The sequence below is a fragment of the Undibacterium parvum genome (assembly GCF_003955735.1).
GTDB classification, from domain to species: domain Bacteria; phylum Pseudomonadota; class Gammaproteobacteria; order Burkholderiales; family Burkholderiaceae_D; genus Undibacterium; species Undibacterium parvum.
The window spans coordinates 3,642,135-3,660,930 of the sequence record NZ_CP034464.1; the positions used below are offsets into that span (position 1 = coordinate 3,642,135).

Genomic DNA, 18,796 nt, shown 5'->3' on the forward strand with positions numbered 1-18,796 from the left:
TCGCGTGAATTTGTTGGTGCAGGATCAGACCCGCTAAACGCTGTTCATCGCGAGATTTTTCGCGCCGCTATCTTGATTTTTCCTGCCTTTTACTTTTGCAGCTAGAACAGGGATACGCCATGATTTCCTATCAAATTCTTCCGCCAGTTAGTGTCACTCGACTTTTCCATCTCAGCGCGCTTGTGCTTAGCCTTGCTGTCACGGCCTGCGGTGCTGGTTCGAACGGCGTGGATGGCATTAGCGGCACAAATGGCACTAACGGTAGTAATGGCACTAATGGTAGTAATGGCCTTAGCGCCTTAAGCTTAAGCAGCTCTGAGGCCCCGGGATCGCATTGCGCAGTTGGCGGTGTGCGAATTGATGCTGGTTTGGATGCCAATACCAATAAGCAGCTCGATGCCGCAGAAGTCAGTAGCACCCAATATGTGTGCAATGGCTTGGCTGGCGTAGCGGGGGCGGCAGGCAGTGCTGGTTTGGCAAGTCTGGTGAGTATGGTCGCCGAGGCCGCCGGCAGCAATTGTGCCAACAGTGGATACAAAATCAGTGTGGGCGTGGATGCAAATGGCAACAGTATTTTAGACGTAGCAGAAATCACTTCCAGCCAGTATCTTTGTCAAGGTATTGCCGGAGCCAACGGCAGCAACGGCACCAATGGAACGAACGGCATCAGTAGTTTGATGGCGATTGTGACTGAAACGGCGGGTGCTAATTGCACCTATGCTGGGAATAAAATCACGTCTGGGCCGGATACGAATGGCAACGGCGTGCTGGACGCTGGCGAAATTACGACGACTGCGTATACCTGCAATGGCGCGCCAGGGCCGGGCGTGAGCTGGGTTGATGTCAGCGCGACCAGCGTGGCGGGGCAGTCAAATACCGGTTATCTGGCGAACAACGCCAGTCAAGTGACCGTCACTTTGCCTAACGCACCACAAATCGGTGATTTACTGCAGCTCAGTGGCGTGGGGGCGGGGGGCTGGCGGATCGCCCAGAATGCCGGGCAATCAATTTTAAGCAAGGGCATCGCAGGCAGTAATGCCCCCGCTGGCTTGAGCTGGACCGCCCGCGACAGTGTGCGCGATTGGGATGGGATTACTTCGTCCGGTGATGGCGGCAAACTGGCGGCATTCGTTCAGAATGGACAAATTTACACCTCCACCGACTCCGGAGTGAGTTGGGTCGCACGCGAAACTAATCGCAGTTGGGATGCTATTACCTCTTCCAGCGATGGCAGTAAGTTAGCAGCGCTAGTCAATCTTGGTCAAATCTACACATCCAGCGATTCCGGTGTGAACTGGGTCGCCCGTGATAGCAGTCGGTCTTGGCGCGCCATTTGCTCTTCCAGTGATGGGGTTAAGTTGGTGGCAGTGGTAGATAGCGGCCAAATTTATACATCCAGCGATTCTGGCGTAAACTGGACCGCCCGCGACAGCAATCGTGCTTGGATCTCGATTGCCTGTTCCAGCGACGGTAGTAAGCTCGCTGCGGTCGTCACAAATGGCCAAATTTACACATCCAGCGATAGTGGCGTGAACTGGACTGCACGTGATAGCAATCGCAATTGGCGTTCTATCGCCTCATCGGGTGACGGCAGTAAGTTGGTGGCAGGAGTATATGGCGGCCAGATTTATACTTCTACCGATGCCGGTGTGAACTGGATCGCCCGTGATAGCAATCGCAACTGGTATGCCATCGCTTCCTCTAGCGACGGCAGTAAGCTGGCCGCCGCGGTATTTGCAAATAAAATTTATACTTCTAACGACTTTGGACTCACTTGGGCGGCACGTGACAGCAATCGTTTTTGGCGCGGGATTGCATCCTCGGCGAATGGTAATCAGCTCGCTGCCGTGGAGAGTAACGGTCAAATTTACACTTCAGTCGGGGTGCAAACCACGCCCGGTGTGGCCGGCTCGATTACGGGTGGACAGTACGATACCCTGTCCCTGCAATTTGTCGGCGCAGGTCTATGGCTGCCTTTGAGTTACACGATTTTTTCTAGTAGCGGGATCCTGGCCTACTAAGCCTTAATGCTTGCGCCTGGCTTTTCTGGCTTAGCTAGTGGGCTGCAGCAAGTCTGCGATGGTGGTGGTGTAGGCTTTATATACTGGCGGGGGTATTTTTTCTTGCCCACGTGTTTATTGGGCAAAAGCCTAGGTTTTATAAATAAATAGGGGGAGTATATGTTTTTCTCCCCCCTGAAAATAGCACTTCTCTGGTTTAGCCGCCCTGGCAACCACAACCGCCGCCACCACCACCACCACCACCGCAACCGCCGCCGCTTTTAGCTGCCGGTGCTTCTGCTGCAGCTGCTGCTGCTGGAGTCGCATCCTGTGCCTGCTGTTTGGGATGGATGCTGAAATCGATAATCACCGCATCCGGGCCATTTTGTATGTAGTTGTGTTGCACCTGACCGTCGTAGCGTTGTTGAATTTGGCTCAGCAAGGGCAGGGGATCGTGATCGTTGACAAAGCGCATGATATCGCCTTGATCCATGGATTCGAGCGCGCCGAAAATGGCGGCATGGCGCAAGCGCTTGGAGACGCCGCGCACATCAAATTGATACACATTAGGAGTGGTTTGAATAGACATAGAGGCTTTCGTAAAAGGGATAGCGCATTCTAAGCAGGCACTATTTTGTTTGCCTTAATGCTGATCAAGTTTTTGCCAGGCCGCTAGTTCACGCTGGGCAAATGAAAGCGGCGCTTGATGTGCATCAAGCGCCGCTGCGGGTCTTAGTATGCTGGGCTTAGCGGTCTGCTAAGCACTCAGGATTTATTGGCGTACACGCATTTTTGCGCCTGTGGCCTTGCTCGATTTTTCTTTAAAAGCAGGGCGTCCGCCCACCGCAGGGAAGCCAGGTTTAGCGGCTGCTTTAGTTGGCAAGCCAGTGATGGCTGGTTTGCTGACCACAGGTTCTGCGGCAGCTGTCGTTGTGACTGCTCGAGTAGGCACAACAGTAGCGACGCTGGCGGTTTTAGCTAATTCAGGCTGTGCTGCGGGTTCCGCCTTCACTTCTGCTTTCAATGTCGGCTTTACTTCGGCCTTCACTTCTGTCTTTAATGCGGGCTTTACTTCTACTTTCACTGCGGCAGGAGCGCTGGCAGTTGTGGCAGCTTGAATCGGGGCAGCCGGTTTGCTGGCGGCAGGTTTGGCTTTAGGCGTACTCGCTTTGATTGCTGGCGCAGCGGCAACTGGTGCTGGAGCTGTTGCAGGTTTGGCTTTTGCTACGGCAGTTTTTGCAGCAGCCGTCTTGGCTACAGCGGGCTTGGCCGCGGCAGGTTTAGCAACGCTTTCTGTCAACAGTGGTAATTGGGTATTACTGCTTAAGGCAGGCTTAGCGCCAGGCTTTTTTGCGCTGACGACAGGCTTAGTTGCGGGCTTAGTTGCTGGTTTAACCGCCACCTTTACTTCTGCCTTCACTGCTAGCTTAGCTGGTGCTTTTGGCGCTTTAGCTGGCTTAGTTGTTGCTGCAACTGCTGGCGCTGCTATGCTGTCCGCCTTGGTTTTGCTCGCGACTGGCGCGCTGCTTACTTTGACAGTAGCTGCTGGCTGGTCTGCGCTGACGCTGCCCACTGCTTGTAAAAAATCACTACGGGCTGCATTGCTGATGCTGGCCAGTTCACGACCATAGGCCAGGATTTTTTCTATACGTGGCTGTGCTTGTGCGCTGCTAACAGCCAACACCTCTTGCGGGTCTTTGGCCGCCATTAATTTTTGGGTAGTCGCTACTGAGCTCTCCATAGACTGCTGAATCAGACTGAAATTGAGCGCGATCAATTTCTGTATGCCGCCAAACGCCGTATGCGAAAGCGTGTTGATGACAGCGAGTTGAGTCGCCAATTGGGTTTGGGCGGCTGCGGAAACTTGTTCCGGAATCGTAGACATAAAGCTCTCCTTAGAAGTTTGGTGGTACAGAATAGGCGAAAATGATGCAATGCAACATCTGACATTGTAAACTGAGATTGTGAAAATGAAAATAGTTTCTTTTGCAATGCAGCATCTTTGTCACTACTGGCTTAGCGTCCCTAGTTTGCTAAATTGCGTAAAATATTTTCACGCATCTCGGCAAAACAGAAAGGCGTCAACGATGCAGTATCGTTGACGCCAGGTGTCAGTGGGCGGCTTGCAAGGGTCTTAGCCCCCAGAGCGGAGACTGCAATCGCGGCTAATTTAAACCAGGCTGAGCTGAATGCTGCCCGCTTGCGAAGGGGCAGCGAGCCCAGAGTGATAGTGCGGTGTCGCTCGGTCAGGCAGCTCGGCACACAACTCGGCAGACAGCTCGGCTTGCATACTTTGCGCGATTAATTGCATATCATGCTCGCTGATGGCAAAAATCCCAAACCTGAATTGATAGCCCCAATTGCTCTTGCCCGCAGAAAATTCCATCTGATCGAGCAAGGGTAGGATAGCGCTCGCTTGCGCCTCTAACCAATTGACATCGCGCCGGTGCGGGCAAAAGCCGCTAGCGCTATCCGCGGGTGCCTGAAACTGATAGGTTTCACGTTCCGCCACAATGCCCAGCGCCGTAAAGGCTTGCAACTTGAGCTTACTGCCGAACACCTCCGTGGGCGAGTAATACACCACCCGGTCACCGGGACTAAGACGGCGCAAGGGCGCCGCCTTGCCATGGCAGACCTGCATATAGCCCTCGGCACGACCACGTGCGACATGCTCAGCCGAAGCGACTGCGATCCAGTTGCGACGCAGGCTGACGGCGCTCATGCTGCTGAGGGCGCAAACACGCGCAATCTATGGCCGTCCGGATCGAGTGCCACAAAGGTATAGCCGAAGTCGAGAGCGCATGGTGCCTGCGCGATGCGCAAGCCGCGTGACTGCCAATCGGTATGCATATGTTCTACGGCAGCGTGATCGGCCACCGCAAAGGCAAGTTCAGCGCAACCGGGTTGGGCACTGGCTGCAGGCGTGACATCGTCCCTGGCCCATAAGCCCAGCTTGACGCCAGATTGCAAGACAAACAGGGCGAAGCCGGGTGAGGCCTCGACTGGATCATGTCCCAGTATACCTGCATAGAAGGCAGCGCTCACTTCGGGACTATTGACGTAGCAAAGGATGTAATTAGGGTCAAGCATGGTAGGGCTCCTCGTTGCTGGCTGGCACAGGCGGAAATCGCCGCGCTCAACAGCATCCTAAAGGGCCCTACTGTCAGATTCTGTCAGTAGTCAAACCGGGCAATCTAAAAAAATGCAGGGATACGGAAATACCGCTTTCATTGCGCCGCAATTCCTTCCCGCTCGCGCCACTCTTTGAGCATCACTTGGCGTCGACGCGGATAGCGCTGTTCGAGTATTTCTACTGCAACAATCCTATCGGTGCGAAAGTGCCGAAAGCCGGCACGCAGCTCGCACCATGCCACCACGACACGCGCATGATCAAAAAAACCCAGCGCGAAGGGCCAGATGGTGCGTTGTGACTTCCGCCCTTTTAGGTCCCGATAGGTGAGAACTAATTTGTGTTCGCTGCGGATGGCCTTGCGTATTAGTGGCAGCTCAGGATGGTCTGGCGCAATCGTTGTGCCCGGTCCGACCAGTAGCGCTGATTGATCCGATGCATCGCGTAACTCAGTGGGCACCACCGCGCTGATTTTTGCCAGTGCATTCCTGGCGGCAGCGGCGAGCCGGCTATCACCGCGTTTGGCAACCCAGCGTGAGCCCAATACCAGGGCTTCAAGCTCTTCTTCGGAAAACATCAGAGGCGGCAACATATAGCCAGAACGCAGAACATAACCCAAGCCCGCCTCGCCCTCGATGTGGGCGCCTTGTTCTTGTAAGCTGACGATGTCTCGATACAAGGTACGCAGGCTGATTTTGAGTTCAGCCGCTAGCAATGCTCCGGCAATCGGGTAGCGGTGACGGCGCAAAATTTGTATCAGGTCGAGCAGGCGTTGTGAGCGGGACATGGGGGAGTGGATTTGTGAAGGCAAGAAAAATCTGAACTTGGGTTTAAAAAATGGCTTTTTTGTCTTAAATCTAGTTAGGATTTTACTTTGCTTTGTCGGATTAATTGGACTTTGATGCAAATCAAAGGTGTTATCTAAATTGCTTGCATCGATATGCTCTTATTCCTATATTTATAGCGCAAGCGAACCCGAGTTTGCACACCCGTTGATGAAAGTTTTGGAGATTTCTAAATTTTTCAAGGAGGAAAAAATGACGTCATTGATTAATCGCGGCAATATTTTCGATGATTTTTTTCGAGATGTTGCACCTGGGTTTTATGTTCGGCCTTTGCATGGAGATCCATTGCCAACACCTTCGCAGATCAAACTAGATGTGAAAGAAACTGAGCGCGAATATACCGTGCATGCCGAGGTACCAGGGGTAAGTAAGGACGATATTCATGTCTCACTCGATGGCAACGTAGTGACCCTACGCGCTGAAATAAAACAACAGGATAGTAGCAATAAAGATCAAAAAATCTTACGTAGTGAACGCTATTTTGGCGAGGTCTCGCGCAGTTTTCAACTTCCGGTAGACATAGAGCAAAGCGAAGTTTTTGCTAAATACGATAACGGTGTCTTGACACTCAATTTGCCGAAAAAACGCACTTCCGGTGGCGTGCAACGCATAAAGATTGAGTGAGGTTCATGCTGTTTTTTCGCTTATCGCGTCCGAAATTAGGTGCTCGAAATTAAGTGAGCGAAATTAAGTGAGCGAGATTAAGTGAGCAAGACTAAGTGTTTAGCATGGCTGTTAAAGCGAAGATTCATTCGATTGGCTTGCCGTATTCGGCGCGACGCGCGGAATACTAAGGCTAAAACAACAGCCATGCCCAAGTTCACTGTCTAAACTGATACTGCCGTGCAGCGCTGTGGTGACCAGGTTGTACACAATATTCAAGCCTAGGCCGCTGCCGCCTTGACCGAGTTTTGTGGTGAAGAAAGGGTCGAACACCCGGGCTAAATTTTCTGCGGCGATGCCCACACCATTATCGCAGACGCGTAACTCTATCTGGTCTAACTCCTGTCGCTTGGCGCTGATGCTAATGAGGCCATTTTGCCTGCCCTCAAACGCATGGATCAAGGCATTGCGTATCAGATTATTGATGACTTGCCCTAAAGGTCCAGGGTAGCTCTCCATAACGATATCGTTAGGGATATCGGTTTCCACAGTGTGACTAGTTTTACGTAAGCTAGGTCCTAAAGTTAATAGAATTTCGGCGATGGTGGCATCCAGATTGAAGCTGCGCCTATGCTCGCTGGTTTGATCCACCGCGACTTGTTTAAAGCTGGTGATCAGTTCGGCGGCATGATGCAGGCTGCGGGTTAAAATGGCGGTGCCATCGCGGTTTTCTTTGATGTAGGCGTCGAGACGGCTACGAGTGAGCCCTTTGCCAGCCATTTCTGCAGTGATATTTTTGGTGTGGTCTTGCAAGGTGCTGGCCACGGTTAAGCTATTGCCTATCGGGGTGTTGAGCTCATGCGAGATGCCCGCCACCAAAGAACCTAAGGCGGACATTTTTTCGGCTCTGGCCAGTTCGCTTTGGGTGACAGTCAGGCGTTCCAGGGTCTTGCTGAGTTCTTGCGTTCTTTCGGATACGCGCTGCTCTAAGCTGCTATTGAGCGCTAAAATATTACTTTCATACTGATGCTTGCTGGTGATATCTTCAAAAGCCAGTATCAACATTTTTTGCTCGCCTAAACGGATTACTTTTCCCGAAATTTCGCACAAAATATTTAAGGCGAGTTCCGAGGTTTTCAGCCAGGCAGAAAAACCAGTCACCGCATCATCGCGTATCAGTGTCTCTATGAATCGCTGTCTGTCATTTGCTTCGGCCCAAACCCCAATTTGCGAGCCGCTTTTCTCTATTACATGGTGTCGCTCTCTTTGAAATAACTGGCACCAGGCATTATTCACCTCTAGTATTTCGTGCTCACCGTTGTAGCGTGACACTGACATCGCCACCGGGGAGGCATCGAAGATGGCGCTGAATTTTTCTTGACTGAGGCCAAGCGCTTGCTCTACCCGTTTTCGTTCAAGTAATTCGTTTTGTAGGCTGGCGGTTTTTTGCTCGCCTTCGGCAATTAGTTTGGCCAGATCGCTACGCATGCTCTCTAAGCCCGAGGCCAGAGAGCCGATTTCGTCTAAACGATTCCAGTGCAGCGCCTGCTTGAGATCGCCACGCGCCAGGCGCAGTGCGGCCGCTTGCAAGGCGAGCAAAGGCTGGACCATGCGACGTTCAAATAAAAACCAGATAAACCCGATAGAAAATAATACTTGTGCGGCCAGTGAGGCGGCCAGGCTAAATAGTTCACTCCATAATTCGCGTTCTATGCGCGCTGTGGTCAATTCCAGTACCAATTGGCCTACTCTAGCGTCGTTGTAAAAAATCTCGCGGGTCTCACGTAACATGGCCTTGTCAGTGATAGCACTGTTGTGTTTGCTGGCAAAAACATCGCCGTATTCATTGCTGACGGTGATGCTGACAACATCGGGATTACGCATGACGGCATCGATCAAATCTTGCGCTACCTTGTTATCCATGTTCCAGATACTCGCGCCCAGGCCGCGCGAGAGCACATTGGCATATTGGCTCATAGGAGCACGAATGCGCAGATCCACATCTTTTTCAAATTTGTGATTTAACTGAAAAAACATCAAGAGCAAGGCCGGCAGCAACATCCCGATGACGGTGCCGACGATTAAGGTCTGTCTGAGATTGAAAGAAGGCCAGCGCATAGGTGAGGGTTAGCGACAAGTGCTTAGTTGCGCATTAAACTGCGATATGAAATCCGGGTGTGTTTCTAAAAAACGCCGACCAAAATACGCATGCAGGGGCTGATCTTTGTGGATGAAGGTTTTTAGCGTATCGACTGGGATCTTGGATTGTTGCATGGCGGCAGCTATTGCCAGATTGCCAGCCAGGATTGCATCTGCGCGCCCCAGCAGGAAGGCTTTCAGTAGTAACTCATCGGTCTGCGGTGTCAGTACCACTTGATAGCCCTGTTCCTGCAAAAATTTTAAACGATTCGAGCCAAAATGTGCGCCGACCTTGGCCTTGGCCTTAAAGTCGGCAGAGGTGGGATCGAGTTGAGTATTCGCCGGCAAATACCAGACCCATTTTTGTTCGGCAATGACCGCGGTTGCCTCGGCCCATAGCAGCCGTTCAGGTTTGAGAGTGGCAGGGAAAAAACCATCCACCTGGGCTTTTTCAGCCATTACCTGAGCCCGCTCCCAGGGGTAAACTTTGATCACAAACGCCTGCTTCATGCGGGTTAATACACAGGAGACGACTTTTACGGCGATACCATCGAAGCGCTGATTGGCTAAATAGCTGCCGTACGGGGCTTGATCGTGGGTCGCCAGCAGGATAGGCGCAGCGTTCTGCGCCAGGCAATTTTGCCCTAGGCAGCTTAGCAGTAGGCAGTAAAGATACGGGGAGAGCAGTTTCATCGATCGATTCCGTCAAGTATGAAACAAAGGCGATGCGACTTAGAAATTTAGCCTAGCGCTTACAGCTTTAGTGGAACTGTGGACTGCGGTAAAATTTGTAGCTCTCAATGCAAGTATCCCTGAGCTAGGCGCGATAGTCAATTACAGAAGTGAATTAGTGCCGACTGGGGTTAAAAAGCTGCCTGCGGCTAAGGGTTTAAATACAAAATCGAATCCCATATCCCGTAAAATGTAGGCTTCTCATGAAGCTGGAGTATCGCATGACAGACCAGTTGGCCTTATCAGGCCAAACATCAGCGCAAACAATTGCAGCTGAGCAGCAGGGCGTACTTAAGCTCAACGATATTCGCGATCAGTTGCGCGTTTTTGTTGCCGAGCGCAACTGGGCACAATTCCATACTCCCAAGAATCTGGCCTGCGCCTTGAGCGTAGAAGCGGCTGAACTATTGGAGCCCTTTCAATGGCTGCAAAGCGGTAGTGCGGATGAGTTGAATGCCACAACGCGCACGGCCATCCGCCACGAAATGGCCGATGTCCTCAATTACCTGGTGATGTTGGCTGATCGTCTTGAGGTCGATTTACTGACAGCAGCACAAGAGAAAATTGCTCTGAATGCGCTCAAGTACCCGATTGAGCAGGTACGTGGCGACCCCAGAAAATATTCAGATTATTCCTGAAAACGGATTCGGCGCCCAGGTCTCAGATAGATCACTGATGCAATATAAGTTTGCGAAGTATGAATATTTTCATATTTTTCATTCTACAATGCTTGTTATTTTCTCATCTAGATGCGTTGAATGAAAGTGACTATGACTATCAAAAAAGCTCCAAGAAATATTGCCTTTCATTGGCATCTGGCCTATTTTTTCGTCGGGTTGATGGTCTTTTTTGCGCTTATTAGCACCTGGTATTTTCAATCGGCAACCGAACGCTTGCTACTCATACAGGCGCGCGAAAGCTTCGAGAGCATTAATAGAAGTGCCTCCAGCCAAGTCAACGAGATTTATTCAAATGCCGCAAGAAGCATAGAATTATTGGCGGAACAGCGCTTGATGCGCGCCACTACGCTGAAAGAAAGGCTCGATAGTCTGCCTTATCTTGTGACTGCCTTGCGGTCGCAAGCGAGCTTGGCATCGATTTATGTCGGCTACGAAAATGGCGATTTTTTTCAGCTTAGACCTTGGCGCAATGAGGCCGCACTGCAAACACATTTTCAGGCGCCGCCAGATACTGCCTGGGTGGCGCAGAGTATTGAAATGGCTCAGCGTGAAAGCCGTGGGACTTATCTGTTTTTCGATCAAAATTTACAGTTGCTGGAGCGGGTGAGCAAAGACGATTACTTTTTTGATCCGCGTCAAAGGTCCTGGTATCAAAGCGCAAAAGCGAGTGCTGGAGTGAAGAGCGGTCAACCTTACGTATTTTTTTCAACGGGTAAAGTGGGTGTCTCCATTTCTCAGGAAACGGGGAATCGACTAGCCGTGGTCGGTGCCGATGTGCGTTTAGAGACCATCGCCTCGCGTTTAATGGAGCATAAGGGAACACCAGATTCTCGTTTTCTGCTTTTGAGCGCGCAACAAGAGGTCATGGCGAGTAATAAAGGTTTGCCAGACCTGAGTCATGTTGTAGACGGAAAATTAATTTTACCGAATTTGTCGCAATTTGATGGTCGGGTGATGGGCGTGCTGCGTGACCAATATGCGCAACGCAAAGGAAGTGTGTTTAGCTTCGAAGCCGCTGGTGATATCTGGGAGGGCATGATCAGAACTATTTCTGTGCCGGGAGGTGAGGAATTACAATTTTGGGCTGCTGCGCCGCATGCTGAATTACTGGCGCCGGCGATTGCAGTACGCAATCAAAGCCTGCTGATCAATGCCACCTTATTGGTCTTGGGCGTGGCGCTGGCGATGCTGCTGGCGCGTATGGCATCACGACCGCTGGTGCAGCTTAATCAGGAAGCCTTGCGGATCGCCCGTTTTGATTTCAGCCAGGCGATTAAGGTGAGCGCACGCATCACCGAAATTGTCGAACTGGCGAGCTCTATGGATAAAATGAAGACAACCATAGAGCATTTTTTAGACTTATCACAAGCACTGGCTGCTGAAACTAATTTTCAACGCTTACTGCTGCGCATCGTGTCGGACATGCGTACGCTTACTCAGGCGCAGGGAGGGATGATTTTTCTGGCCGACCCTAGCGAGCGGCAACTTGATTTGGTGCACATGCAATGGGATAAGCAGCAATCCGGCCCTATCGTCAGCTTGTCCGCTTTGGATAGAGCGGCAGAGCATTTACATCCCATCGTACAGATGCTAGACCAGCAGCAAGAGTTGCAGACACTGAGTGCGGAACAGGTGAGCCGGCATTTCGGATTTTTAAGCGCAGTGGGGTACCATGCTTGCGCCGCTGCGACACTGGTGAACCTGCCTTTGAAAAATAAAAATGGTGAGTTATTGGGCGTGTTGGCGCTGTTGCTGCCGAGTGGGCAGACGCTCAGTGTCGAGTTGCTGGCGTTTGCCCGCGCCCTATCGACCACGGCTGCCATTGCACTCAACACCCAGCGTCTGGTGGAGGAGCAAAAGACCTTGATGAATGCTTTCATAGAATTATTAGCCGGGGCGATTGATGCTAAGAGTGCCTACACCGGTGGTCATTGTCAACGAGTCCCGGTTCTCACAACGATGTTGGCTGAGGCTGCCTGTGATATCGAAAATGGTCCGTATGCGGACTTTAATCTCAACGAGGATGAGCGCGAAGCCTTGCGTATCGCGTGCTGGCTGCACGATTGCGGCAAAATCACCACGCCCGAATTTGTGGTCGACAAAGCCACCAAACTGGAGACCCTGTATGACCGTATTCATGAAGTGAGAATGCGCTTTGAAGTGCTCAAGCGAGATGCGCAGTTGGCCAGCCTGCAAGCGCAATTAGACGGTGCGGATGCCGCCACGCTGGCACCCCAGCTGGCTGCCGCGCTTGCCGAGCTTGATGAAGATTTCGCGTTTGTGGCACATTGCAACGAGGGCGGAGAATTTATGGCTCCGGAAAAAATAGCGCGACTTCAGCAGATTGCGCAGCGTACATGGCTGCGCACGCTGGATGATAATCTGGGTATTTCGCACGAAGAAAAAGCGCGGAAATCTACCCCCGAGGGGCGCTCTGAAATTGATTTGCCAGTGCTCGAAAAACTGTTGGCGGATAAGTCTGAGCATTTGCATCAGCGCTCGGCGCGCGATCAAATGGCGGCGGACAATGAGTGGGGATTTCAAATGAAAGTTCCTGAGCTGCTGTATAACCGTGGTGAACTCTATAACCTGTCGGTCGCGCGTGGCACTCTGAGCGAAGAAGAACGTTACAAAATTAACGAACATATCGTACAGACGATCATCATGTTGGAGAAGCTGCCTTTCCCTAGGCATTTGCGTCTGGTGCCCGAAATCGCCGGCGGTCACCATGAAAAAATGGATGGCAGCGGTTACCCTAAGAGGCTTAAAAAAGATGAGATGAGCCCATTGGCGCGTATGATGGCGATCGCGGATATTTTTGAAGCGCTTACCGCGGTAGATAGACCTTATAAAAAGGGTAAATTATTATCCGAGGCGATCAAGATTATGGGTTTTATGAAGAAAGATCAGCACATCGACGGCGAATTATTTGAACTGTTTTTAAGTTCTGGCGTGTACCTCGTCTATGCGCAGAAGTTCATGCGTCCGGAACAAATCGACAGTGTAGACCTGAGCCCGTATTTGAAGGCGACAGCAAGTAATAGTGACTCTAATAGTGACTCTAACAGCGACTCTAATTTTAAAGTGAACGCAGCATGATCAACATCATTAACCAGGAAACCCTGAGTGAGCTCTCGCAAGTGGCAGCGGCCAGTCCGCGCCTGCGTAAAAACCTCAATCTGCACGCCAGTAATGAATCGCGCAGCCATAGATTGCTCAATGCGCTAGAGCCTGGCACCTATATTCAACCGCATTGCCACCTTGATGCCGAGAAAGATGAAACCATGATTGCCCTGAGCGGTAGTTTTGGCATACTCATTTTTGATATCGATGGCAAGGTGTGCGAGAAAATCCTGATGACGGCTGGGCAGGGCAATCTTGGTGTGACGATACCGACCGGGGTATTTCATAGTATGGTCGCACTGGAACCCGCTTCGGTGTTTTTTGAATCTAAGGCCGGACCGTATGTGGCGGTGGCCGATGCCGAGAAAGCCAGTTGGGCACCCGCCGAAGGTGAGCCAGGGTGCGCTGCTTATCTGGCACAAATGCTGGCACACTTTAGCGCGCCCTAAAGACTAGCCTTAAACCGATGGTCGAGCCCCGATATTTTTAGTGGGCAGGCCAGCGCGCATATTCCATGCGGTTTAGCGGGCATGCTCGGCTGCAGAGCGCATGGACTATGCGTGGTGAGTGCGTGGTGAACCTAGCCTGATTAGAACCCGAGCGCTGGGCCGGTTAGCGCATCATTGCTAACTCAGACTACTCATACCATTCACACTAAGGATTTTTATGCTTGGGCATATCGCCGCATTTTCCCACCATGTTTTGTTCTGCTTGAAGCGTCCCGATTCGTCGGAAGATCGCGCCCAATTGCTGGCTGCGCTGCATGCACTGGCGCAGATCGAGGTGGTACGCGGCATGCATATTTCTTTACCAGCAGCGCCAGGCCATGATCCTGTGGTCGATAGGAATTACGACCTGTCTTTGCTATTGTTTTTCGATAGCATAGAAGACGAAAAAACATATCAAAGTCATGCTTTGCATCAAAAATTTATTCAGGAAAACGCCGCTTTGCTGGGCTCAGTGCGGGTGTTTGATTCGTTCAGCCAAAACTCAAACTGAAGCCTGACTGAGGTACGCGTGCCATTATTTTTTTTGCATGCCCGCCAAGGCGCATATTCTATGCGCTTGTCCAGCCTGCCTAGCCGCAAAGCCGCATGGGCTATGCGTGTTGGGCTAGTACTCAAAATTAGTTACTGTTCAGCCCGCTATGAAGAAAGTCATAACCACTCAACACAGAGACACAGAGACACAGAGATTCACAGAGGAAAGCAAGGAAGTTCTCCGTTTTCTCTGTGTCTCTGTGTCTCCTTTGAGAGGTTTTCGCTTTTTTTTAATAATTTTAGTAGCAGGCTGAATAGATACCAAAATTAAGTAGCAAATCTAAGCGCGCAGATCTGCCAGCAAGTTGCCGGCTGCTAGGGCGGCTTGCTCGTGGCCGGGTTCGCGCCAGGATTCTGTTAATGCCTCGCTCTGCCATTGTTGCATGGCGTTGGTTTGCAATAGATGCTGGGCGTAAGCAGCGGATTTTTCGTTTAATGCCAGCCCATAGCTTTGCGCCCGAAATACCACCGGAGCGAAGAAGGCATCGATCGCAGTGAATTTGGCACCGGCTAAAAACGGGCCACCGAATTGATCCAAACCTTGGTTCCAAAGTTCATTGAGTCTGGCGATGTCGTGATTAAACGCGGCGCTAGTGGCAGGCATCTGTATCCGGAAACCTACATGCATAGGGCAAGTTTGGCGGATTGCAGTAAAACCGCTATGCATCTCGGCCGCCGCACAGCGCGCCCAGGTGCGTGCCTTGCCATCGGTTGGCCAGACGCCAGCATGTCTTTCTGCCAGATATTCTATGATGGCCAGTGAATCCCAAACCACATCGACGGCTTTGCTGGCGTGTAGGCAGGGTACTTTACCGGCCGGATTAAAGCTTCTGAATTCATCCCAGTTAGAGTCACTACCAAACGGTGCGATTTTTTCTTCGAAAGGAATCCCGAGTTCGCGCATCAGCGCCCAAGGACGCAAGGACCAGGAGGAATAATTTTTATTTGCGATGAATAGTGTGTACATGGAAGCTCCAAGGGGGGATGGGTGAGGCTTGATGTGTATGGTAAAAGCGCGGCGGCTTAAAAATCACTGAAACGGTGATTGATTTGGTCCTGGTTTCAAAATCTCGGCGCTTAAACTAGTGTAAAAAACCAATGCAGAGTATATGCGAAATCGCACTAGGCAGCGTGTCCATGCATCTTTGCGCAGTCTCACTCTATTCACTCTAGCCTTATCGCCAAATCGCGTCCGGCCATGGCCTGATTGCCGGCGTAGTCTGCGGCCAGAATACGTAAGATGTAATCACCTAAAGGCAGATCTTTGATAGACCAGTAAGCCGTGCTGGCGTGGCCATCTCTGACGATGTTGGTGACCTTGTACAAGAAACGGGTACTGGCGTTGCCATGTACGGTGATGCCACTGTCGCTGGCGTAGGCAATTTTGACGCTCTCTTCATCTGGCGGCAGACGGTTAAATTCGAGCTTGATCTGGGGCTGCTCAAAGCCTGGCAGTGGACTGCCATCGGCGTGCAAAATTTGATAACCGAGTTTGTAAAGGCCCAGACGGCGGCGCGCTGCATTACCATCGGCCTGATCGTAAGCATCGACGATGATGCTGAGCTTATCTAAGCTGCGCGCTACCCGCAGCCGCGTGTCGCCCTTATTTTTTTTCAGGATCTGGCCAGTTTGACTGAGTAATTGTATCTGCTCTATGTGCGGAGCTACTTCATCTTTAAAGCCGCTCAAACCCAGAGTCAGTGGATTGAGTGCCGCACCTGCTTGACTATAACTGAGATGCACGTGATACATGCGATTGACTGTGCCTAACACTTCACCAGTTTGAAAACGGGTGCCGCGCTTAATCCGGATTTGATCATTGGCTGCCAGCTTGTCCTTGTCGTCCGGTATCGGTTCACCCCTAGTCACGATAAAGCGGCTAGGGTCGATAGGACTATCGTCTTGTTGGCGTCCGACGCGCATGTGGATGTAGGACATATTTGCGATGCGCATTCCTTCATTGATACTGCCGTAGCCCCAGGCTGGCAACACCGTACTGACTTTTTCACTGGCAACGGCCAACACTGGCGCTCCCATGGCGGCCTGGATATCGACACCGCTATGAAAATGGTCACGGCTCTCACCCTTGTAATTGCCACGCACTTCACCGATAGTGCCGACGATTTCATGGGCTTGATGTTGTGGTTTGAGCGGCCAGGGGAAGCTGGGCGATTGGCTGAGCGTCGACGCGCTGGCGAGCTTGGAGGTGGCGAGCTTGGTCGTGGCAGGTGCAGGCTGGACTGCGGCAACTTGTTCTGATTCCGCTAGTTTGTGTTGGACGCTGAGAACTTGAAATTGCGCCGCATCACTCACCGCCAGCGTGCCGTCGGCCTTGATAGCGATCGCGACCGGGCGCTGCAGGCGCGCACTAAATGCGTCGCCGCTCTGAATATCGATGTCTATGCCGCTTAAGCCATGTAGTTTGCCGCTCGCGTCTATCTGCAGCAGACGGCCATTCGAGGCTTCTCCTACATACAGCACACCATCGTGCGTCAGCGCCAGACCTAGTGGACGTTTCATCAGGGCGTCGCTGTCCTCGGGCAAGCTGCGTGCCAGCGTCGTAACCTGACCCAGCGCGCTGATTTTACGGATCGCATTGTTGCGGGTATCGCTGACAAAGACTTCAGCGCTGGCGCTGACTACCAGCGCGCTGGGGGTGTCAAATAGCGCCTCTAGTGCTATGCCGTCCCGGTAGCCGGGGCGATCACCGCCAGCCAAAGTAGTGACTTCACCATCTACATTGATGACACGGATTTTGTCGTTATAAGTATCTGCTACATACACCTTGCCGCTAGCGTCGACTGCCACCCCGACCGGCCCGTTAAATTGGGCCTGGCTGGCGGCACCATCGCGATACCCGGCCTGGCCATTGCCTGCGACGGTAGTGACCACACCTAGCGCGCTGATCTTGCGGATACGATGATTGCCAGTGTCTGCCACATATAAATTACCTGCAGCATCGATCGCCAAACCCGAGGGTGTGTGGAATGCTGCAGCCTCACCCTGACCGTCAGCATAGGCTTCGCTAGATCCCGCTAGGGTGCTGACTATGCCAGCCGGCGTAATTTTCCTGATGCGATTATTGTCGCCGCCATCCGCCACATACAGATTTCCTGCTTGATCGTAGACGATGCCGTAGGGATCGCTGAAGCGGGCCAAGTCAGAGCTGCCGTTTATGTTTCCTGCGCTAGCGGCACCAGCCAAACGCACTAGCGTGGCTGGCCAAGCCAAGACGGTAGCATTAGCTGAGTTCGCGTGGAGAGGCGCAATATCGGGGTGCTTTGCTTGATCTGAAAATATGAAATAAACGATAGCTACTGCGCTGAGGATGAGTAGTAAAAACCCACCGGCGCGGCGAAATTGAGAGGGTGATAGGATCAAGGTGTGCTGACTGAGGAAGAAAGTTAAAGGCTGCCAAACTTAAAATATAGACTGGGTTCCCTGCGTTTTACGGGAATCAGGTAGGCCTTATTTCCCTTTGACCGGATCATACCAAAGTTCGGATCGGTTCAAGGGCGTTTGCGCGCTGAGCTTAGGGTTGGGAATGCGCAAGATGCGGCGTTGTGCCAGACCAGCGCGTTTGATGAGATCGGACTTATATTGATTAAACAGAGCAATCAGAGAGCCATCTTTAATCATGATTTCCATACCGGCTTCGATACGCTTGGCGATGCGCTCACCATCGGCATCGCGTCGCACAAAGAAATAGCGTGGCAAGGGGTAATATAAGAGCAGCGTCGGTTCGACCGTGAAATTATGTTCTAGGTGGCGCTCATCGTATTCACGCCAGGCTTCATCTAAAGAGCGCGATAAAAAATCGAAACGCCGCAGTTTCAACATAGGGAATAAACCGTCATAACTACTGCCTTCGACCACGTTAAATTGCGCCGCCGTGAGTATCGCGACATCAGCCCAGCCGCGTCCTTGGCCTACGCTGAATTTGCGTAAATCATCCAGACTTTTTACCGATGCGAATTTCTCCTGGTCGGCCGGGCGTATCAAAAAAATTCGGTAGCCGAGTAAGCCGCGGTCGACCGGTATGCGTATCGGTAGAAAGCTGGTTTCTAGTTCTGCATTGGTGGCGCGCACAAATAAATTGATTTCGCTATTCGGACGTAGCATTTCAAAGCTGACGCGGGCCGGCGGCATTTGGTGTTGCGACTGTTTGATCTCGAAAGCACCGTAGCGCGCGCTGGTTTTTTCTAAGGCCGTGCGCAACACTTCCCAATCGTATTGATAACGACTATCGCTATCCGATTCCGCCCGTGGGTAGGTCAGGCTCACGGCGTAAGTGTGCGTGCAAACAAGAATCGACAGCAGTGCTGATAATGCGAATCGGGATGTATGCCGTAACAGGCTGATCTGAGGCGAGGCGAGAGTCACAATGAGGGGCGATGCCAGTATTTTCCGTATGGGAATGATTGTAGCATTTTTGGAATTCGGCTAAGGAATTTCTGAACTCGTAAGGATTGCCGCTGCTTCTATTGCGAAGTCAACTCATAAG

General features: G+C 51.7%; 15 protein-coding genes and 1 pseudogene. 6 read left to right on the forward strand and 10 right to left on the reverse strand.

What is annotated here, in order from left to right; all coding sequences use genetic code 11:
- Nucleotides 1-119 precede the first annotated feature (119 nt).
- Entirely contained in the window at nucleotides 120-2,021 is a 1,902-nt protein-coding gene (locus EJN92_RS15940; RefSeq protein ID WP_126128726.1) for a DUF7151 family protein, read from the forward strand.
- A gap of 328 nt (nucleotides 2,022-2,349) precedes the next feature.
- On the opposite strand, the pseudogene EJN92_RS21885 reads toward EJN92_RS15940, so the two are convergent.
- The 5 genes and pseudogenes from EJN92_RS21885 to EJN92_RS15965 form a co-directional block, all read right to left on the reverse strand.
- Nucleotides 2,350-2,589: pseudogene (locus EJN92_RS21885) on the reverse strand (DUF2249 domain-containing protein); the annotation flags it as partial.
- Between the two features lie 183 nt (nucleotides 2,590-2,772).
- A complete protein-coding gene (locus tag EJN92_RS15950; RefSeq protein ID WP_126128728.1) occupies nucleotides 2,773-3,885 on the reverse strand; it encodes a phasin family protein in 1,113 nt (370 codons plus the stop codon).
- Between the two features lie 285 nt (nucleotides 3,886-4,170).
- The gene (locus tag EJN92_RS15955) at nucleotides 4,171-4,722 is read right to left on the reverse strand and encodes an EVE domain-containing protein (RefSeq protein WP_322348662.1); all 552 of its coding nucleotides are present in this window, start codon (nucleotides 4,720-4,722) and stop codon (nucleotides 4,171-4,173) included.
- Nucleotides 4,719-5,090 (reverse strand): VOC family protein, encoded by a 372-nt coding sequence (locus EJN92_RS15960; protein ID WP_126128729.1) that lies wholly within the window; start codon nucleotides 5,088-5,090, stop codon nucleotides 4,719-4,721. The genes EJN92_RS15955 and EJN92_RS15960 overlap by 4 nt, the downstream gene beginning before the upstream one ends.
- 137 nt (nucleotides 5,091-5,227) lie before the next feature.
- Complete coding sequence (locus EJN92_RS15965; RefSeq protein ID WP_126128730.1) at nucleotides 5,228-5,917, reverse strand: helix-turn-helix transcriptional regulator; 690 nt, start codon at nucleotides 5,915-5,917, stop codon at nucleotides 5,228-5,230.
- 250 nt (nucleotides 5,918-6,167) lie between these two features.
- Here EJN92_RS15965 and EJN92_RS15970 point away from each other — a divergent pair, with 250 nt between their 5' ends.
- The gene (locus EJN92_RS15970; protein ID WP_126128731.1) at nucleotides 6,168-6,599 is read left to right on the forward strand and encodes an Hsp20/alpha crystallin family protein; all 432 of its coding nucleotides are present in this window, start codon (nucleotides 6,168-6,170) and stop codon (nucleotides 6,597-6,599) included.
- Nucleotides 6,600-6,710: 111 nt separating this feature from the next.
- On the opposite strand, the gene EJN92_RS15975 is transcribed toward EJN92_RS15970, so the two are convergent.
- Nucleotides 6,711-8,696 carry an ATP-binding protein gene (locus EJN92_RS15975; protein WP_126128732.1) on the reverse strand — a complete coding sequence of 662 codons (1,986 nt, stop codon included), beginning with the start codon at nucleotides 8,694-8,696 and terminating at the stop codon, nucleotides 6,711-6,713.
- Between the two features lie 9 nt (nucleotides 8,697-8,705).
- Entirely contained in the window at nucleotides 8,706-9,410 is a 705-nt protein-coding gene (locus EJN92_RS15980) for a substrate-binding periplasmic protein (RefSeq protein ID WP_126128733.1), read from the reverse strand.
- A gap of 260 nt (nucleotides 9,411-9,670) precedes the next feature.
- On the opposite strand from EJN92_RS15980, the gene EJN92_RS15985 reads away from it, so the two are divergent.
- The 4 genes from EJN92_RS15985 to EJN92_RS16000 all read left to right on the forward strand — a co-directional run bounded on the left by EJN92_RS15985 (nucleotide 9,671) and on the right by EJN92_RS16000 (nucleotide 14,251).
- A complete protein-coding gene (locus EJN92_RS15985) occupies nucleotides 9,671-10,087 on the forward strand; it encodes a nucleotide pyrophosphohydrolase (protein ID WP_126128734.1) in 417 nt (138 codons plus the stop codon).
- Nucleotides 10,088-10,219: 132 nt separating this feature from the next.
- Complete coding sequence (locus EJN92_RS15990; protein ID WP_170174912.1) at nucleotides 10,220-13,228, forward strand: HD domain-containing phosphohydrolase; 3,009 nt, start codon at nucleotides 10,220-10,222, stop codon at nucleotides 13,226-13,228.
- Nucleotides 13,225-13,701 carry a WbuC family cupin fold metalloprotein gene (locus EJN92_RS15995; RefSeq protein ID WP_194074944.1) on the forward strand — a complete coding sequence of 159 codons (477 nt, stop codon included), beginning with the start codon at nucleotides 13,225-13,227 and terminating at the stop codon, nucleotides 13,699-13,701. Before EJN92_RS15990 ends, EJN92_RS15995 begins: the two co-directional genes overlap by 4 nt.
- 217 nt (nucleotides 13,702-13,918) lie before the next feature.
- Nucleotides 13,919-14,251, forward strand: coding sequence for a Dabb family protein (locus EJN92_RS16000; RefSeq protein ID WP_126128736.1), 333 nt, complete (start codon nucleotides 13,919-13,921; stop codon nucleotides 14,249-14,251).
- 321 nt (nucleotides 14,252-14,572) lie between these two features.
- Here EJN92_RS16000 and EJN92_RS16005 read toward each other — a convergent pair whose 3' ends face one another.
- The 3 genes from EJN92_RS16005 to EJN92_RS16015 all read right to left on the reverse strand — a co-directional run bounded on the left by EJN92_RS16005 (nucleotide 14,573) and on the right by EJN92_RS16015 (nucleotide 18,576).
- The gene (locus EJN92_RS16005) at nucleotides 14,573-15,259 is read right to left on the reverse strand and encodes a glutathione S-transferase family protein (protein WP_126128737.1); all 687 of its coding nucleotides are present in this window, start codon (nucleotides 15,257-15,259) and stop codon (nucleotides 14,573-14,575) included.
- Nucleotides 15,260-15,456: 197 nt separating this feature from the next.
- A complete protein-coding gene (locus EJN92_RS16010) occupies nucleotides 15,457-17,523 on the reverse strand; it encodes a gluconolaconase (protein WP_170174913.1) in 2,067 nt (688 codons plus the stop codon).
- 237 nt (nucleotides 17,524-17,760) lie between these two features.
- Nucleotides 17,761-18,576 carry a hypothetical protein gene (locus EJN92_RS16015; protein WP_227869578.1) on the reverse strand — a complete coding sequence of 272 codons (816 nt, stop codon included), beginning with the start codon at nucleotides 18,574-18,576 and terminating at the stop codon, nucleotides 17,761-17,763.
- Nucleotides 18,577-18,796: the final 220 nt, after the last annotated feature.

What these genes read in the sequence shown, in the direction of transcription:
- EJN92_RS15950 (WP_126128728.1), bottom strand. Translation starts at nt 3,885, where the DNA reads ATGTCTACGATTCCGGAACAAGTTTCCGCAGCCGCCCAAACCCAATTG.
- EJN92_RS15955 (WP_322348662.1), bottom strand. Translation starts at nt 4,722, where the DNA reads ATGAGCGCCGTCAGCCTGCGTCGCAACTGGATCGCAGTCGCTTCGGCT.
- EJN92_RS15990 (WP_170174912.1), top strand. Translation starts at nt 10,220, where the DNA reads ATGACTATCAAAAAAGCTCCAAGAAATATTGCCTTTCATTGGCATCTG.
- EJN92_RS15975 (WP_126128732.1), bottom strand. Translation starts at nt 8,696, where the DNA reads ATGCGCTGGCCTTCTTTCAATCTCAGACAGACCTTAATCGTCGGCACC.
- EJN92_RS16000 (WP_126128736.1), top strand. Translation starts at nt 13,919, where the DNA reads ATGCTTGGGCATATCGCCGCATTTTCCCACCATGTTTTGTTCTGCTTG.
- EJN92_RS15965 (WP_126128730.1), bottom strand. Translation starts at nt 5,917, where the DNA reads ATGTCCCGCTCACAACGCCTGCTCGACCTGATACAAATTTTGCGCCGT.
- EJN92_RS16005 (WP_126128737.1), bottom strand. Translation starts at nt 15,259, where the DNA reads ATGTACACACTATTCATCGCAAATAAAAATTATTCCTCCTGGTCCTTG.
- EJN92_RS15980 (WP_126128733.1), bottom strand. Translation starts at nt 9,410, where the DNA reads ATGAAACTGCTCTCCCCGTATCTTTACTGCCTACTGCTAAGCTGCCTA.
- EJN92_RS15960 (WP_126128729.1), bottom strand. Translation starts at nt 5,090, where the DNA reads ATGCTTGACCCTAATTACATCCTTTGCTACGTCAATAGTCCCGAAGTG.
- EJN92_RS15970 (WP_126128731.1), top strand. Translation starts at nt 6,168, where the DNA reads ATGACGTCATTGATTAATCGCGGCAATATTTTCGATGATTTTTTTCGA.
- EJN92_RS15995 (WP_194074944.1), top strand. Translation starts at nt 13,225, where the DNA reads ATGATCAACATCATTAACCAGGAAACCCTGAGTGAGCTCTCGCAAGTG.
- EJN92_RS15985 (WP_126128734.1), top strand. Translation starts at nt 9,671, where the DNA reads ATGACAGACCAGTTGGCCTTATCAGGCCAAACATCAGCGCAAACAATT.
- EJN92_RS15940 (WP_126128726.1), top strand. Translation starts at nt 120, where the DNA reads ATGATTTCCTATCAAATTCTTCCGCCAGTTAGTGTCACTCGACTTTTC.